The sequence below is a fragment of the Ignisphaera cupida genome (assembly GCF_030186535.1).
Lineage (GTDB): Archaea > Thermoproteota > Thermoprotei_A > Sulfolobales > Ignisphaeraceae > Ignisphaera > Ignisphaera cupida.
Genome location: NZ_JASNVW010000010.1, coordinates 1 through 16,605, shown reverse-complemented (window position 1 = coordinate 16,605; position 16,605 = coordinate 1). Strand labels below are relative to the sequence as shown.

The window sequence follows — 16,605 nt, the reverse complement described above, 5'->3', positions numbered from 1 at the left end:
CTTTCAATTCCATTTTTTGGATTCCACAGGGAATCACCATGCTCATGGAATTCTACAGTATGTTGCACCTTTCAATTCCATTTTTTGGATTCTTGGTAAGAAAAAACTTGTTAGAAAATGCTATTTGGGTCCTTTACTTTCAATTCCATTTTTTGGATTCTCAGATACCTTGTTGCTGTCCTCGGTATCAACCTTCTTAGATACATCTTTCAATTCCATTTTTTGGATTCTGGGTAACAGTGAACTCTTTTATGATGTGACTGTTACCTTTTTAACTTTCAATTCCATTTTTTGGATTCCATAGAAATCCGCAACAGCATCAACCTCAAGCTCCACAAAACCCTTTCAATTCCATTTTTTGGATTCTCAACTCTTTTCTGATCCTTCATAATCTCCTCATGTTGCTTCTCACTTTCAATTCCATTTTTTGGATTCAAGGATTAAAATGAGTGGTAGCAAAAGGAATAGAAGCATTGACTTTCAATTCCATTTTTTGGATTCTCTCAGTTTTTTGTGTTTGAGCTTGGTGAAAAACCGCAATCCAAGCTTTCAATTCCATTTTTTGGATTCTAAATAGAAAAGCATATCTTGAAGGTCTTATGGAAAGGCTAAACTTTCAATTCCATTTTTTGGATTCCGATCTTTGTTCTCTAAGTTGAGATTTTCCATTTGTGGATTCGAAACTGTTCAATATATTTTGTGTTGAATGGGGGTTAAAAGCTTTTAAGCTTGTTAAGCCAAGGCTATGGCGATGACCATCAATCATCAATGATCTGATTAGATAATCAGTGCAGTGAAGCTATTGCAATGTGGATCATAGACTTTTATTTGAAAGAGTTGAGCAAATTACCTAAATAAAGAAAATAGTTATGGCTTCATAAAAACTTTTAAAGGGTTTATATATCTTGGCAATGCCTGCATTGCATGTAGCAAATGAGAGTAGAGTTGAATAGCTTAAAAATCTATTGCTTTATTTGCTTCTGTATTTCCAATTAAGGTTTATAGCTTGTTGCTTTACAGAATTGTTGTGGTGAGTGTTTTTGTGAGGTTGCTTGTTTCTGTTTTTGGTAATCCTTGGCGTGTTTACCCAGATGAGTTTCAGTGGGATGTGGTTGAATATGTTTTTGATGGTGAGGTGTTGAGGAGTAGAACTGCTTTGCCACTGCTTTTCAAGGTTGTTGAGCCTGATGCTGTTTTGGTTGTTGTTCAGGATTCTCTTATCTTTGGTTGTGGTTTTAATTGCTATGGTGATATTGTTAAAAGTGTTGAGGGTGTTGTGAAAAGTTTTGTTGAGAGTGTTTGTGGTGAGTGTTTGAATAGGGTTGAGGTTGTTGTTGCTCCTGCTATTGGCACATACAAAAATAGTTTTCGTGTTGAGAAAAACACATCTGATCGCAATGTTGTTACAAGGTTTTGTGGATCTCTAAACGACTTCTATGCATATGTGCTAACCTCTTTGTACAAGACTTTGAAGAGATTTGCTCTTAGCGGCAAAGGTGAGGAGATTGAGATTCATCTTGATTTAACCCATGGGGTAAACTACATGCCTACAATGGTCTATAAAGCTGTTAGAGATGTGTCATCGCTTTTAGCATCAGTTCTCAACACATCTATACACATATACAACTCAGATCCATATGTAAAAAACGTTACAACTAGACTAAACATTAACAAACTTTATGTAGAGAAATCTGTGCTACCACCAACCATTCCAATTAATCAAATCCAAATTAACCAAATTAAGAAGGTTCTTCAGCTATGCAAAACATGTGTGAATCAATCTGAATATAGCTCTATTGGAAAAGAGATTGGAGATGAAAATTTTAAGGTTATTAAAATTCTAGGGGATTTAGAAGGAATTAAGAGGTTACTTGCATTTGCAAGCTCAATAGTGAATGGCTTTCCACTACTAGCATTCTACACACAGTTAAAAACATCATTTGAAGAGTTCTTTGAGAGGCTTGCCGAGGCTCATAAAAGCTTTATACATGTTGAAAGCAGGGAGAGGGGTTGTGAGGTGATTATTCGAAGAAGAGCTGAGATAACCAAAGAGGGTGTGGAAATTCTAAAAGCATTAATGCTTGCAGACATAGTCAAAAACATGAAAAGTGATATACTGGCTATGCAGAAAAATGATTTAGTGCCGCTAGAAGCAATTGAGAAACTAGCTAGCGAGGAAACTGGGTTGAGATGGGGGGAGAAGACAAAAGCCCTTATAAACACTGAAATTTACGCTATAAAAAAGGCTGTAAATGAGATGCTGAAACAGGGGAAGAAGTGCTCACTTCTATCAGAAATCATTGGTGTTGAGGAGACAAAGGATGAGGAAAGCAAGAAGAGAAACTTCTATGCACATGCAGGATTCAGAAAGGAGATAACTAAGATTTATATTGAGAATGGCAAGCCATATCTAAAGTACACAAAAGATGGGTTGGATGAAGCTATAAAACATGCCATAGAGCTTCTAAAATAGTGCAACAACTGAATAATGTCAATACTTCACTATTTTTATGCGCCCATAGCCAACACTTGTCTTTGCTCCAACACCACTCTCAAGAGCTTTTGCAATGTTGCTTATTATTGCCGTTATCTCTTTCCCCAGGCCCTGGCCCCCAATTTTCTTCCCAATTAGCTTCACATTTACAGCAACTGGAAAGTGCATAACTGTTTTTGGTGCTATTGCTGGAAACACTATTGGTGTTGGTGTTGCTGATAACTCGTCTATTCTATCACCTGGGTAATGCGGCGTAATTACATCTGGTTCTATGAGTTTTTCTTGGCATGAAACTGGATATGCATCGAAAAACACTATATAGCCTACACCACCTTCTTCAGATCCAAACAACTCATCTGCATCTAGCCCACCAACAACAATTTTATTTGCTTCGAAATATGATCTAGCCAACCCCTTAACACTAGATGCTGGAACAAATGGAATGTTGAGTATGAAATCCCATGAAATACCCATGTCAAGTGGCATCACAGGAGATTTTGTGTGTATAAGTAGCCTCGACTTTAGCTCACCCTCAATTATGAATGCAGAACCAAAAACCTTTTCAGCAGCAGTATAAACCCTCGCAACATACTCTCTAGCACTGTTTAGAAGATGCTTTACCCTATCACATTTATAGCTCTCAGCCAAGGCTCTAGTCACAAACCTGTTGAAGAAGGAGATATAGTCTGAAACATCAACACCACAACCCCCATCCAGGCACTCAACAAAACAATCGACAAAAGCCTTTAAAACAGATGAGACAACGTTTTGCAAAGGCAAATTCTCAAAGCTGAGATACTTCTTAATGGCTTCGCATCTAAGCTCAGATACCCTTCTAGAAGATTTAGCAGGTTTCACCACGGCCACACCCTATTCATTTGAAGCTTCAGCTTATCGACATACTCTCTAAACTCGTTCAATGCATTAGCCATAGCATTAACCACATCACCTTCATCAATAACAAGCATTTGAGAACCTGCGCCAGCCCATTCAATTTTCCGAGGCCAATCACCTGATGCAAGCATGGTTACAAAAACTCCTTGTCCAAGCCTATTACCTTTTTCATGATAGCTTATAAACATTGGCGAAGCTCTTCTCTCAAAATCCTCACTGGAATAGCCTGTACCTCTTTGACTACGTGGCAATCCAAGAACCCAGGCATGCAAAGACTTTCTGAGCTTATCTTCGCACACCGGATTTCCATAGAGCTTTCGACACCTTTCTGATCTAACAAAAAAGTTGTGTATCTCAATGAATTTACCCAAATCAACATTTCTAACAACATGTATTTGCGCTATGTTAAACCTGTTGTACTGATCTCTGGAGAGTGCTGGTATTGGTGGCAAACCCTTTCTTACGCTTTTTTGCTGTGCTTTGCATTCGCTATAACCATACTTATCCACCAAATGGCTCACACCTCTGTATATCTCCTCAACAAGATCTGCTAGACTAGAAGGTATTGAGAGATTGGTGTATGTAACATCTAGTGATCCAAGACCTTTTCTAGAGCCTTTGCCGATGCCCATAAGCTGCAAAGACAATACAAGTATTTTCAGAGCTAGATCCTCAGCATCAGCATATTCGCGTCTCACAATATCTACTTCAATTCTAAATCTAGAGCCTGTGTCGATATACTGATGACGTTTTCTTCCAAGACTCAGAAGCCTCAGCCTCTGATACCCAAGACCATCACCAGTTACAACTCTAGGTTCCAACACACCAACCTTTTCAACATATAGATGAAGCCTTGCTTGCTCAGCTTCACGCTCCCCAGTATAGCCTAGGCCCATCACCTTGCCAACAAGACAATTAATAGCATGAATCTCATTTGGTAATGGTCTTCTAACAGCATCTTCACCTCTTTCCCCAATCAACATGTTTTTATCGTAGAGAGCGCCTGCAACAACGGCTCTTGCCCACCACCTCCAAATACCCTTAACCTCTGTTGCCCTCAAACCCATTGGATCAACTAATTCAGGATCGTGCCACCCAACAAGCATTGGAGTTGTGTTTGTAACTTCAATTACTATTTTGGTCATGTGTTACTCCCTACTTTTTAATATAGGCTTCAGCTAATCTCTTGATCCAGTCCATTACAATGTAGCTTGTGGAGTCAATTATTGGATTATCCAAAGAACCTTTTATAATATCCGATAACCTGCCTCCGCTTATCAAACCCAAGTTCTTTAAGCTAAGCAGCAAAAGAATTGCATATAGTGAATAACCAAATTCCTCCTTCTTCAAATTCCTGATATCACTACTAAGTTTGGTGAGTAGATCGGAGCAGCTATTCACATACAAGCTCTTCTCAATAACATCTTTATCACCTCTTGCAGCACAGAGTGTTATGACATAGGCTAAGCTTTTTGAGACAAGTTCTGATGGCATGTCTCTAGCTCTAGTTCTGAGACTTGCAAGTTTATCCTTTCCCTCTTCATCCTGAAACGCTGTTGTTAGTTGCTCAAAACAATCAACAAGCATCTTAATAACATCGCTTTTAACTGTGACAACCATTTTTGATGCACCTCACATGAAATATAGTTTAACAAGGCCTTTGCCAATTGTTTCCTTGCCTCCAACATAAATTGTGTAGTTCAATTCTCTAAAACTGTTTCTCAGCATGTTACATACTTCAGCTGAGCTTATCTTCTCAACTTTGCTTTCTCCAGAACCCTCTTTCCTCATTTTTCCATCCTTGCAAATAATAAGTGAAGCCATTATTGTTTCTGATGGTAGATACTCTTCACTCCAGGGCCCCTCCTCAACAGTTTTCGTTTCGTTTTTCAGCCTAACCCTATACTGTATCACAAGACTTCTATTGACTATCATTCTTGAGTGCTCATCTGGTATTACTATCAGCCCCTTTTCCTCAACAAGCTTCCTAAGCTCATCTGGCAACACATTTCCAAGTGTTTTAAGCGTTTCATCTCCTCCAGCAACAGCTTCAAAACTAATCTCATTAACAGTAACATACTCCCTACCTCTAGCATCTCTTAGCAAAAGATCCTTTTTACTCACAACAGCCTTTCCCTGTTGAAGCCTGGGAACAGAGACAATGCCTTTGTTCATTGTTGAGAGAAGTGTGTTTAGTTGTGATAACATGTGGGGAGATGTAGCATATGACCACACACCTGTGAGAATTCTGGCAGGTATAAGCAATAGCCTAGCATCTGTTATTGACACAGGTGAAGACTCCAACTCACCGCTTCTAGGCTCAGGACCAAACAACACCTTTCTCAGATTCGAATCTGGAACATTAGCTCTTAAAGCACCTTTGAGGCTACTTGCCCATATCGTTGGAAAGTCAAACTCATCTCTTTGAAGAGGTAAATCAACATGAATTGAAACCCCTCTACCAGCCCCAACATGAAGTGGTGTAAGAGCTCTTATGAACAGCAGCATGTGGTGTTTAGAGAAAGTTTGTTGAGACATTCAAACCACAAAAACTATCTAAACATAAGAAATATAAAAATCTTAAATTAAATTGGATGTAGTATACAAGGAAAAATGCAAAGAATTAGAGCATGAAACTGTGAGGTGAGTTCCACACATGAAGTTCTTTGTAAGCATTAAAAACTTTAGAGTTGTTAAAGATGCTGAAACACATTTTGATGTTGGAAACATCAACATTTTGTATGGTCCCAACGGCAGTGGCAAATCAAGTATCATACATGCGATACTAGCTTTGATGAATGGTTCTAAAGCTGCAAATCTAAAACCTTTTCTTACATTACACGAGCAAACATTTATACAGATATCCTACAACGGCAAGAGTATTGGTTATAGAAATGGTGAATACTATTGCAATGTTGGTTTAGGTGAGGTTGGTGGTAGGAGTATAGATGTTATATTACATTGCTTAGAAAGTTTCTGGACAAATCTCAATGTTAAAAGAGTTGGTGTTGTTCAAGGTGATGCAGTCTCGGTTTACACAATACCAGATTTTGATGTATATGGTATTAATGTGAATGGTGAACGCATCTCTATTGCATTGTCAGATGTTTGGGATCAGAAAGAGTGGAATGTGCTAACAAGAAATCCACATGTTTTTGAAGAGATTGTGCCAAGCATTAGAATGTTGCTAGGCATAGACCATGTTGTTAATGGTTATGCATTTACCAATGGCAAGTGGGTTAGAGTTGCAGAACTAAGCTATGGGGAGAGAAGAACTATGGCAATTCTTCTAACTGCTTATCATTCCGATATTCTTTTGGTTGAGGGTTTTGACAATGGTCTTCACATCGACTTAGCTGTTGATATACTTGATACATTGAAGAGCTGGGGAAAAACAGCAATAGTTGAAACCCACACAGGTCTTTTGGTTGGTGCTGGACTTAAGCATGAGTGGAACATATACTATGTCTACAACGGCAAGGTTGAGAAGACAACGAGGGAAAACATTAGATCCTCAGAGCTGCTGAGAAAGGAGACGAGCATATATCAGAGTATATATACCTAGGTGAAGAACTTTTGAGTAACACTCATTGCATTATTAAACCAATTACCTCTCTTCTTGGTGTTTGCAAATCAACACATTGTGATACATGTGAATACATTCAATGTGTTGACATTGGGGAGGTAGGTGTTTGCATAGCTGACGCTAATGAGTTAGCAAGATGCGATCTTACACAAAACTATCAAAACTATTTATGTGTTCAAAACGTCTTGCTTAACCAGTGTCCAGATCTAGTTTTTAAAATTAAGAGAATGTGTTATTTGGTAGAGCTCAAAGTTAAAATCAAGGAAAAGCACGTATTTCAAAATGTGTTAAGAGCTTTTAGAAAAGCTGTAAAGCAACTCACCTCACCATGTGCCGATACCCTCTCTAAAGCGTGTTGCGGTGATGCAAAAACTGTGCAAAGAGTTGTCGTGTTTGAAAGTGGTGTTAACATTCCCGAAAAATTAAATAATTTGCTTAAACCTGAAACCAGCTTGAAGCTGAAATGTGGTAGGTACCAATCCTACACCTTAATTTCATTCAAATGAAGAGGCTGGGTGTTGATAATGGTTTTGGTTTTCAAGCCTTGTGTTGATGTCAATGTTGATGGCTTTGAGGTTTGGAGGTATGAGGGAAGCATATGTGGTTTGCTGTTCAAGGATTGTATAGGGTTTGATGAGGAGCTTGAGGAGAAGTACTACGATGTTGAATGTGCATGCAAAAAGTTTGATGCTAACAAGGCTCTAGAGCTTATCGAGGTGCTTGTCCAAAAAGGTGTTATGTGGGTTGTTGCAACTGTTGAGGCGTTTCATGAACCAGCTGGTCCAACAAAATTCTATGAAGTTTCTGCTCAAGCTGTTTGGGTTAGGGACGATCCAGAAGCCATAGTTGATATATATTGGGTTTTGATAAAGGTGTTGAGTATGCTGCTAGCTCAAAGCAGTAAACCTGTGACCGATGCTGAGCTAAAACACTACTTCACTTACCCACATCTGCTATATGCTCTATACAATGAATTTAAGGCTTTGCTTGAAGAACATGGTAAGAGACTTGGCAACGGCTATTTACTTGTTAATCCAAGTAAAATGGATTATTGTCTTTCAGCCTCAGTTTCTAGTTTCTAACTGCAGTTCTCTTGACTAAGAGTCTTCATGTATGGATTCTTTTAATGTTCAATGTATTTTGTATTAAACGAGAATAACTTTAAACTTCTTTGCAACATGTTGTAATGTTTAGTAGTGATGAGTATCCTATGCTCCACAATGTTTCTATGAGCTCAGCAGGTTTTGTATTAAGCTTCTTCGTTTTCACTATTGTTGCTTGTGGTAGTGCTAGTATCTGTGGTCTTCTTGCTTTAACAACTTCTGAGTAGCCTAGGGATAGTCTCTCAACTCTTTTTTTGATTTGTGGTTTCTCCTGCTGGTTTCTCACCACTGGTATAACTCCTGTGATCTCCTTTACAAATTCTAGTCCTGGTAGCTCTGGATTGATTGGATTTATGTTTATGGTGTTTTCGTGTGGAAGTATTGGTATGGGGGTTAGTGCTAGGTATAGCTCATCTTCTTTGACTTCCCACGGACTTGCAATTCTCTCTATCGTCTCCAAAACCTTTTTTCTAAGCTCTTCATCTACTGGAATTCTATTCACATTCGTTATAGTGACTTTGGCTTTTCTCCCCTCGCCCCCAATTCTCTCAATTGTTGATAGATCAAAACTGCAATTAGTTGCATAGATTATTATTGGGGTGAGCCCATCACCAAATACATCTCTGTACCTAGATACTGAGTATCTATACATAAATCCCATGTCGGCAACCTTCTCAAGCATTGTAACATTGTTTTTGGTGTAGCCTCTTACAAGCTTAACCCCAACTCTCTCCTCATGCTTCAGCTCAACACACTCACCACAGTTAACTGCATCAACGTATACAAGATCGAAACCCTTCCTCAGTCTTGTAATTGGTATGTACATAGAGCTTGTAGCTATGTAGACATGCGGCTTTATATCCAGGTTTCTAAATAGGAGTAGAGGACCTTTAACAATTGGTTTGGAGCATCCAGCACTCTCTAGTTTTTCAACAAGCTTGGTCAAAGCATTGACAGAATCATTTATAGACTCTGGAATTGTTACACCTATCGAGGCTCCAATCAGGCCAGCTACTGTTGTTGGCAGTGGTATTGAAAGAACTTCGTGATGACCTATAAGCGTTGATGGGTCTGACACAGGGGTTTTGGAGAAGGCTAGTGGCTCTAGAGGCTCTATCATTAGAATCCTCATACTCACCACCCTCTAGCAGCTCTTATAAACTCTATAAGCTCTTCAGCTAGAGTCAAACCATTTTCACCATCTAGCCTCCTGGTGTTTACCAGGTTAAACGCGTTGATAATGCAATTACCTATAACCTCTATCGGCTGTGTGAAAATGTTTACTATTTTTGTTTTTACCTCCTCAGCATCTCTTCCAACATCAATGTTTCTGCTTACAACATTTTCTATGAGCTTGTGTCTAGCGTTGAGGGGTAGCTCCACCCTAGCTTTTGTTAGTGGATCGCTCAACGCATTATCTAAATCATCTGGTGTATTCGATGATAAAACCCCTACACTGTTGGCTACAAAGATTGTTGCCAAGGTCTTTAGAACCTTGCTTGCTATAAGCTTCTTGAAATGACCACTGCATATAGATAGTGGAAACAGTGCAACTACACCACTTCTGCTATCGCTTACAACAAGCGAATCCTTTTCAGATATGCACACATCGGAGCCAAGCCACCTAGCGTTTTTAGCTATTTTCTCTAGCTGTTCACCAGCTTCAATTATTTCAAATGACATAACATCCATTACATCAGCAACTCTAACACCAAAGCTTCTACCAGTTGGCAAAGCCTGTGCAACAACAATAGCTTCTCCGCCTGTGCTAAGATGGAACATCTTCTCATTATCACCCCAGAAACCTGTTCTAAGAGCTTCAACAGCTTGAATAGTTTTCTCAACTGGGAACAGAGCTAAGACATCGTCACCACCAGCGTAGATTGGAAACCCATTGAATTTAACAATGGTTGCAACATCCTTTAGCGCTGCAACCTGTAGCGCAATAGATATAGCAGCTGATAGAGTTGGTGATACAACAAGCTTGTTTTTACCAGCTATGGCATTAGCCACTTTAGAAGCGATTTCATAGGCTTTGCGAATTCTTTCAGCATCGTCTTTGCTAACGTTTTTAACAAGGTGATTAACAAGCGTGTCAATATACCAGCTCATTTCAATACCCAACGACTCTAGATCTCCTTGGTGAAGCTTCCCAATGTTATCCCCATCGCCTTTGACAATCGAGTATCTGGTTCTAATACTGCAAAGCCTTTTAGCTAACAACGTTTTGCGAGCTGCTTTATACAAAACCTCAAAATCTTTGTTGTCTCCAAGCATCTCCCTAGCTAGATCAGCTGGGTCAACATCTTTGCAAAACTCTTCAAGAGAATCACTAATAACGCGTTTGAAGCTATCATATAACATGTTACTTGAAAACGCTGCTAATTCCAGATCGCGAAACTCTATCGCCTCTACAACTTCGCATCTCTCTTTCGACACCTCGCAATACCTTTTATATGCTTCAGGTAGAACGAATTGGAGATGATGTATTGTAATGCCTTCTCTCTTGGCTTTTTCCTCAAAAGCTTCTCTAAACCTCTTCGCCTTATCCTCATCAGCAATTATTTTCGCTAGCGACTTGTCTAAAGCTATAAGCGCTACATCATCTGTTGATGCAAGTCCAAAGTAGTTGCGAAGCTTCTTCGCATGTACATAGCCAATAACCCTCTTGAGCAAGCAGTATGGTCCTAGAGCTTCACCAGGTCTAAACACCTTCTTCAACTCATTAAAAGCTTTGTCATCTACCTCAAGACCTTTGCTAATCATGTATTCTCTGAATAGCTTCACCCACTCCTCATCAAACTCTGGTCTTTTTCTCTTCTCGCTCCATGTCTTTGGAAAGTGTATTACCGCTGGCTCTTCTTGGCATAGTGTACAGAGTCTCCAATCACCTTCCCTCATAGCTGTTAGCTTGGAGTAGTCTGTTTCTGGCTTTAGATTAGCTCCATCGAATATCCAGAATGGTCTTGGTAGTGGAATTGGCGATTTTCTAGACTCAATATCCAAAGCCTTGGTTACAACAACATGCCACAGCAAAGCATTTGCCAACCTCATTTCTTTGAGGCTTAACCCATTTCGAGTTTCTTGTTTTAGTGTTTTCTCCAGCTTCTCTTTAACGCTATCTTCAAGCCCTATCTGCTTACACGCATTCTTATCGCCTTTGTATAGACACATCTCCAAATTCATGTAAACATTCTTAACATCAACCACATCTATTCTAATGCTTGTGTGTGGAAATCTCAAAACATTTTGAAACTCGTTTAGCAGTTGCTTAAGCACAGAGCCAATGCCTCTAGTCGGTTCGCTGCTTTCCATTACCTGCTTCACAATGTCGTTCCACGACTCTGTATAGTACCTCGCAACAGTGTTTCTAACATCGTCAACGCTACTGAATTTTATTGGTGGAAGAACAATGTATGTTGTTGCTGGTATTAGTGGAATGAGTGATAGCATTTCCCTAAGCTTTTCACAGTCTCCACCAGTTTTCTCTATGATGATGTTGAGACCAAGTCTCTTTAAAAGCTCTGAGTACTGCTCACAGATTTTCCTTGTTGTGTTTCTCCCAACACCAGCTTCCTCAAGCTTCTCAATGATGTAATTAAATAGGTAGGGGTTTAGTCTAAGAGATGGAGATAAAACAATGTCTGGTCCATACTCATCAACAAACCTTTTTATTATTCCCCAGGACAGCTTCGATATTACCCAGCTACCAGCCCAGAAATCAGCTGTTCTTCTAGCAGATGAAACAAATTTTTGAATCATTGGAATATCGATTCTAGCAACAAATCCACTTGGCTCCTCATAGAGATAGAGGTTAGAAATTGTTGTTGCTGCATAGAGATGATCAAAAACAGTGTGTGTAGGGTTCCTCGTGTCAGCAAGGCTTGGGCTTAAATCATTTGATAGCCACGAAACCTCAAGGAGGAAGTAGAGTGTTGTGTAAAGCAAGTGACCAAGAGCCCTATCCCCAACATTTTTAGCGGCTTCAGCAATCTCCCTCAGAACATCGCCAACACCCCTCAAAACATTGTAAACCCTGTCCCCGGGATCGCTAAGCTCAACACGTTTATCAGGTCTAAAGATATTGTGAATCCACCTATACTCAACAACAAGAGGTTTGGAGCTACCCCCATCACTCTTCTCAGCATAGAGATAATTTATAAACCACCTATCAAAAGTAGAAGCAGCTACATCAGCTCTTCTAACAGCATTCTCATCAACATCAATAAAGAGGTTAGTACCAGACAAAACCAGTTCCACAAACTTCCTAGCAACCTCCTCATGACTCCTCAAAACCCACATCTTATTAGGAGGATCATGCAAAAGCACACGAGCCTTCAAAGCATATAACCTAAGATAAGGATCCAACATACCAAACCACTTTAAACCAAACACCAAAAACAAACCACATTTCCCAATATATAATCTTATCTTACAAACACAACACAAACAAACTCCACATAAAGCAATAGATTTTTAAGCCATTCAACTCTATAAACATTTGCTACATGCAATGCAGGCATTGCAATGATATATAAACCCTTTAAAAGTTTTTATGAAGCCATAAAAATTTTCTCTATGAATACAATTTACTCAATTCTTTTACAAAACTCTCTATGACCCACATTGCAATAGCGTCACTGCAGTGATTACTTCTTCACACCATTGATAATTGATGATCATCGCAATCACCTTGGCTTATCCAGCTTAAAAGCTTTTATACCCAATTCAACACAAAATATATTGAACAGTTTCGAATCCGACAATGGAAAATCTCATCCAAGAGAACAAAAATCGGAATCCAATAAATGGAATTGAAAGGCCAACTCCCTTGATCGTGGATCGAATGATGGAAATGGCAAACTGAATCCAATAAATGGAATTGAAAGTAACAGTTTGTGCTGTTGCTGGACCAGCAGCCAAGTTGATGGCTGAATCCAATAAATGGAATTGAAAGAACTGATTCAACACAGTATCTACGTACCTTTCTACCACTTGGAATCCAATAAATGGAATTGAAAGCAAACAATTTAGTGTAGACTGCAAAGAATATTGTATGACATTGAATCCAATAAATGGAATTGAAAGCAACCCAAAAATGCTTGCAACCTCCATGAACAGCTTCACAAGGAATCCAATAAATGGAATTGAAAGCTGATAATCCTCTATCGCACACACAATTTCAGAATCCTCAATGAATCCAATAAATGGAATTGAAAGACCTGGAGACCCGCTTGCAGATTTCTATGCATCACAATACAAAGAATCCAATAAATGGAATTGAAAGTTCTAGATGCTGTGACATCGGTTACGCTTGCAAGGAAAGAGAGCTGAATCCAATAAATGGAATTGAAAGAAACAATGCAACTATCTCTTCAGTCACAGTCTCACCGAGAAGAATCCATTAAATGGAATTGAAAGTTTGATTGTCTTGATCATCACACGGACTTAAAAGTTTAAAAGTTTTTATACTTATTCGATATAAAATATGTTGAGTAGTTTTGGATTCAAAAATGGAATTGAAAGGCATGAAATTTGAAAATGGTTTTGTGGGGTGGTTTTGTGATTAGAACTAGTCATGTTGGTAGTTTTCCACTATCCTTTTCAGTGGATAATGTTAGAAGGGTTTTGGTTGATTTGAGTAGAGTTGGTTTGGATGCTCCCCCGTATCCCCAGCTAAGGTCTTTTATAGATATTTATTTGAGGCCTTTGGAGCTTCTAGGTATTGTGTATAGTAGAAGAGGTGTTTTCTTCTCTTCTGAGAAGAGCTTCGATGCTTCTCCTCCCATTGTTGCTATTGATGATGCTGAGAAGGCTGTTGAGATTGTTAGGAGTGAGGGTCTTGGCTTCAAATGGCTTAGAGCACCTGTTACAGGTGTTTTCACTCTCTCCTCTAGGATATACCTTTCTGAGGATGTTTCCAAAGGGCTTCAATCAACTGTTTTAGCTAGAAAGGATATTGTCAAGGGGTTTTTCAAAGATTTTGTAGCTAGTATTGCTAGGCGTTTGCAGTTTGTTGGATACAACATAGTGTTTTTCGATGAGCCTGTTCTAACATTTTTCATTGGTAGAAGAATTTTGTTTGGCTGGTTAGAGGATGAGATTATAGATGTTCTTAGCCATGTAGCTAAAAGCGCTTCGCCAGCTGAGATTGGGATTCATATTTGTGGTCAGCTAAATCCGAGGATACTAGAGATTGTTTCTAGAGTTGATAGAATAAGGTATTTGAGTCTAGAGTTTTTTGCAACTCCACAAAACATTGAATTGATAAACAAGTCAATGCTAGAAAAATACGATAAGATAGTATCACCTGGAATAGTAGCAGCATCAAAACCAAGAGTTGAAACAGTTGAGGAAGCATATTCAGTACTTGCCAAGGTCTATGAGAAATCTGGTGGAAGAGTGGATCTGGTATCGGGAGACTGTGGATTTGGTGGGCTAAGGGGAAGCCTGGGAGATGAGGAGAAGGAGTACCAAATATCGATAGAAAAACTAAAAACAGTTGTTGAAGCAGTGAAAAAATTTTTGAAAATTGTTGAACACTAAACCCTTGTTTCTGAAGGTTTTAACTTACTTGCGTTTGCTACAAGCATTAGAATTGCCAGGAAAACTATTGGTATACCAACCAAGGCTATTGCCAAAAACCAGCCAATAACTAAAACATCTATAACGCTTATTGATTTAGATGCTAATTCAAGTTTTATTGGTGCAAGAGGTTTTCTGAGAATCAGAAGAGTTGTTGCTGCCAATGCCCATGAAACTGTCAATGCATGGAAGTTGAGTATTAGGTAGGTTGTTGTGGCTAAAGCTGCAAGGAATGTTGCAAATAAGTATCTGGCTAAGCCAATCAACCTCATTTTTCTCAATGCCTCAAGAGATGTGATTAAACCAAGAAGTATAAGTGCTTGGGATAAAGCCAATGCAAAGTCGTTTCCACGACCCTCTATCCTAAGCCCAAGCGGAGATAAAACCAGTCCTGCAAAAGCTGTGATAACACCAATTTGGAATTTAGCAACTAGATAACCACTAGCTCTAGATGATGAGGTGTAGAAGTGTTTTAGATATGCTACCAAACCACCAACAAGAATTGTATTGTAGATAAGCTCAGCCACAGCAAAATTTTGTATTAGAAACGGATTATCTCTAGAAAAAGGCATTAGAGGATACATATTTTCATGTGTTGGAGCATCTAAAACAACGTGAATAAACCAGCCAAGAACACCAGCTAAAACATAGCTTCTCAACCCATTTCCACTAACCAAATAAAAACTGTTAAAAAATTTCTCAAGCCAACCAAACCATTTGAACATGAAGCGCATTACAAAACCAGATAAAACACCTAGAGCAACACAACCAAGAAAAGAATGCGCAAAAACATGAATAGAAGCAAAAGCAATTCCAGCATCAACAAAAATCGTTGTTACAACAAGCAACGTAGGCCAGTGCAACCATCTTCTAAAAAACAAGCCAATCAAAAGACCAGAAGCCAAGTGGTAAACAGTAAAAGGCATTTCGAAAACCTCAAAAAATCCCTGGTTACACAAAAACTTTTAAGCTTATCCAAATCAACATCATAAACAATTCTACCATCTCTAAAAAGGGAATACCATAAACACTATTAACAAACAAATAATTCATCAAATTATCCTCAAGATCAAAACAAAGCTTAACATAAACATCCACACAGCGCTTAGCCAATCTAAGCAAAACCTCACACTCAGCACAACCATCACCAACCAACACCCTACCACCACCCCAACAACCCCCACAAACACACCACAACAATCTGTAAAACAACAAGCTATAAACCTTAATTGGAAATACAGAAGCAAATAAAGCAATAGATTTTTAAGCTATTCAACTCTATAGAAATTTCATACATGCAGTGCAGGCATTGCAATGATATATAAACCCTTTAAAAGTTTTTATGAAGCCATAAAAATTTTCTTTATTGAGGTAATTAGCTCTATTCTTTCAAAACAAGGCTTATAAGCAACATTGCAATAGCGTCACTGCACTGATGGTTTCATCACACCATTGATTATTGATGATCATCGCCATAACCTTGCGCTATCCAGCTAAAAAACTTTTATACCCCATTCAACACAAAATATATTGAACAGTTTCGAATCCGACAATGGAAAATCTCAAGTAAGAGAACAAAAATCGGAATCCAAAAAATGGAATTGAAAGCAGCTTGGTGTTCACCTCTTAACAAGATTAATTGAGCTAACGAATCCAAAAAATGGAATTGAAAGAACCTTGTACCCCATCTCCCTAAGCCTTTCAGCCACCTCGGCAAGAATCCAAAAAATGGAATTGAAAGTAAGGAAGGAAGCAATACTATCAGTGATAGTATCATATGATGAGAATCCAAAAAATGGAATTGAAAGCACACAATACATAGACATGTTTCTAAAAGCTGTTATTGCAAGTGGGAATCCAAAAAATGGAATTGAAAGCCCATGGAGAGCCCTCAGTCCATGGTTCATCAGATAATCGGGGAATCCAAAAAATGGAATTGAAAG

Annotated in this window: 13 protein-coding genes and 3 CRISPR repeat arrays; of the genes, 5 read left to right on the top strand and 8 right to left on the bottom strand. The window is 38.8% G+C overall.

Going from position 1 to position 16,605, the window contains the following annotated elements; genetic code table 11:
- Nucleotides 1-637: a CRISPR direct-repeat array (repeat unit 24 nt; unit sequence CTTTCAATTCCATTTTTTGGATTC).
- A gap of 405 nt (nt 638-1,042) precedes the next feature.
- The gene (csx1, locus tag QPL79_RS09125; RefSeq protein WP_285274511.1) at nt 1,043-2,473 is read left to right on the top strand and encodes a CRISPR-associated CARF protein Csx1; all 1,431 of its coding nucleotides are present in this window, start codon (nt 1,043-1,045) and stop codon (nt 2,471-2,473) included.
- 18 nt (nt 2,474-2,491) lie between these two features.
- Here csx1 and cmr6 read toward each other — a convergent pair whose 3' ends face one another.
- From cmr6 to cmr4, 4 genes are read right to left on the bottom strand one after another with little or no spacing between them, the layout of a single operon-like run.
- Nucleotides 2,492-3,355, bottom strand: a complete 864-nt coding sequence (gene cmr6, locus QPL79_RS09120; RefSeq protein WP_285274510.1) for a type III-B CRISPR module RAMP protein Cmr6 — start codon at nt 3,353-3,355, stop codon at nt 2,492-2,494.
- Nucleotides 3,349-4,533 (bottom strand): RAMP superfamily CRISPR-associated protein, encoded by a 1,185-nt coding sequence (locus QPL79_RS09115; protein WP_285274509.1) that lies wholly within the window; start codon nt 4,531-4,533, stop codon nt 3,349-3,351. The genes cmr6 and QPL79_RS09115 overlap by 7 nt, the downstream gene beginning before the upstream one ends.
- 10 nt (nt 4,534-4,543) lie before the next feature.
- Nucleotides 4,544-5,008, bottom strand: a complete 465-nt coding sequence (locus QPL79_RS09110; protein ID WP_285274508.1) for a hypothetical protein — start codon at nt 5,006-5,008, stop codon at nt 4,544-4,546.
- A 12-nt stretch (nt 5,009-5,020) separates the two neighbouring features.
- Nucleotides 5,021-5,926, bottom strand: coding sequence for a type III-B CRISPR module RAMP protein Cmr4 (gene cmr4, locus QPL79_RS09105; protein WP_285274507.1), 906 nt, complete (start codon nt 5,924-5,926; stop codon nt 5,021-5,023).
- A gap of 118 nt (nt 5,927-6,044) precedes the next feature.
- Here cmr4 and QPL79_RS09100 point away from each other — a divergent pair, with 118 nt between their 5' ends.
- From QPL79_RS09100 to QPL79_RS09090, 3 genes are read left to right on the top strand one after another with little or no spacing between them, the layout of a single operon-like run.
- Nucleotides 6,045-6,953 (top strand): AAA family ATPase, encoded by a 909-nt coding sequence (locus QPL79_RS09100; protein WP_285274506.1) that lies wholly within the window; start codon nt 6,045-6,047, stop codon nt 6,951-6,953.
- Nucleotides 6,954-6,964: 11 nt separating this feature from the next.
- Nucleotides 6,965-7,480, top strand: coding sequence for a hypothetical protein (locus tag QPL79_RS09095; protein WP_285274505.1), 516 nt, complete (start codon nt 6,965-6,967; stop codon nt 7,478-7,480).
- A gap of 18 nt (nt 7,481-7,498) precedes the next feature.
- The gene (locus QPL79_RS09090; protein ID WP_285274504.1) at nt 7,499-8,056 is read left to right on the top strand and encodes a hypothetical protein; all 558 of its coding nucleotides are present in this window, start codon (nt 7,499-7,501) and stop codon (nt 8,054-8,056) included.
- Between the two features lie 79 nt (nt 8,057-8,135).
- Here QPL79_RS09090 and QPL79_RS09085 read toward each other — a convergent pair whose 3' ends face one another.
- Both QPL79_RS09085 and cas10 read right to left on the bottom strand, forming a co-directional pair.
- On the bottom strand, nt 8,136-9,209 hold the full coding sequence (locus tag QPL79_RS09085; protein ID WP_285274503.1) for a hypothetical protein: 1,074 nt from the start codon (nt 9,207-9,209) through the stop codon (nt 8,136-8,138).
- A gap of 2 nt (nt 9,210-9,211) precedes the next feature.
- On the bottom strand, nt 9,212-12,445 hold the full coding sequence (cas10, locus tag QPL79_RS09080; RefSeq protein ID WP_285274502.1) for a type III-B CRISPR-associated protein Cas10/Cmr2: 3,234 nt from the start codon (nt 12,443-12,445) through the stop codon (nt 9,212-9,214).
- Between the two features lie 429 nt (nt 12,446-12,874).
- Nucleotides 12,875-13,498: a CRISPR direct-repeat array (repeat unit 24 nt; unit sequence GAATCCAATAAATGGAATTGAAAG).
- Nucleotides 13,499-13,639: 141 nt separating this feature from the next.
- Between cas10 and QPL79_RS09075 the strand changes: the two genes are divergently transcribed.
- Nucleotides 13,640-14,623 carry a methionine synthase gene (locus QPL79_RS09075; RefSeq protein WP_285274501.1) on the top strand — a complete coding sequence of 328 codons (984 nt, stop codon included), beginning with the start codon at nt 13,640-13,642 and terminating at the stop codon, nt 14,621-14,623.
- On the opposite strand, the gene QPL79_RS09070 is transcribed toward QPL79_RS09075, so the two are convergent.
- Nucleotides 14,620-15,588 carry a hypothetical protein gene (locus QPL79_RS09070; protein WP_285274500.1) on the bottom strand — a complete coding sequence of 323 codons (969 nt, stop codon included), beginning with the start codon at nt 15,586-15,588 and terminating at the stop codon, nt 14,620-14,622. The two genes, QPL79_RS09075 and QPL79_RS09070, sit on opposite strands and share 4 nt — an antisense overlap.
- A gap of 25 nt (nt 15,589-15,613) precedes the next feature.
- Complete coding sequence (locus QPL79_RS09065; RefSeq protein WP_285274499.1) at nt 15,614-15,817, bottom strand: hypothetical protein; 204 nt, start codon at nt 15,815-15,817, stop codon at nt 15,614-15,616.
- Nucleotides 15,818-16,246: 429 nt separating this feature from the next.
- Nucleotides 16,247-16,605: a CRISPR direct-repeat array (repeat unit 24 nt; unit sequence GAATCCAAAAAATGGAATTGAAAG).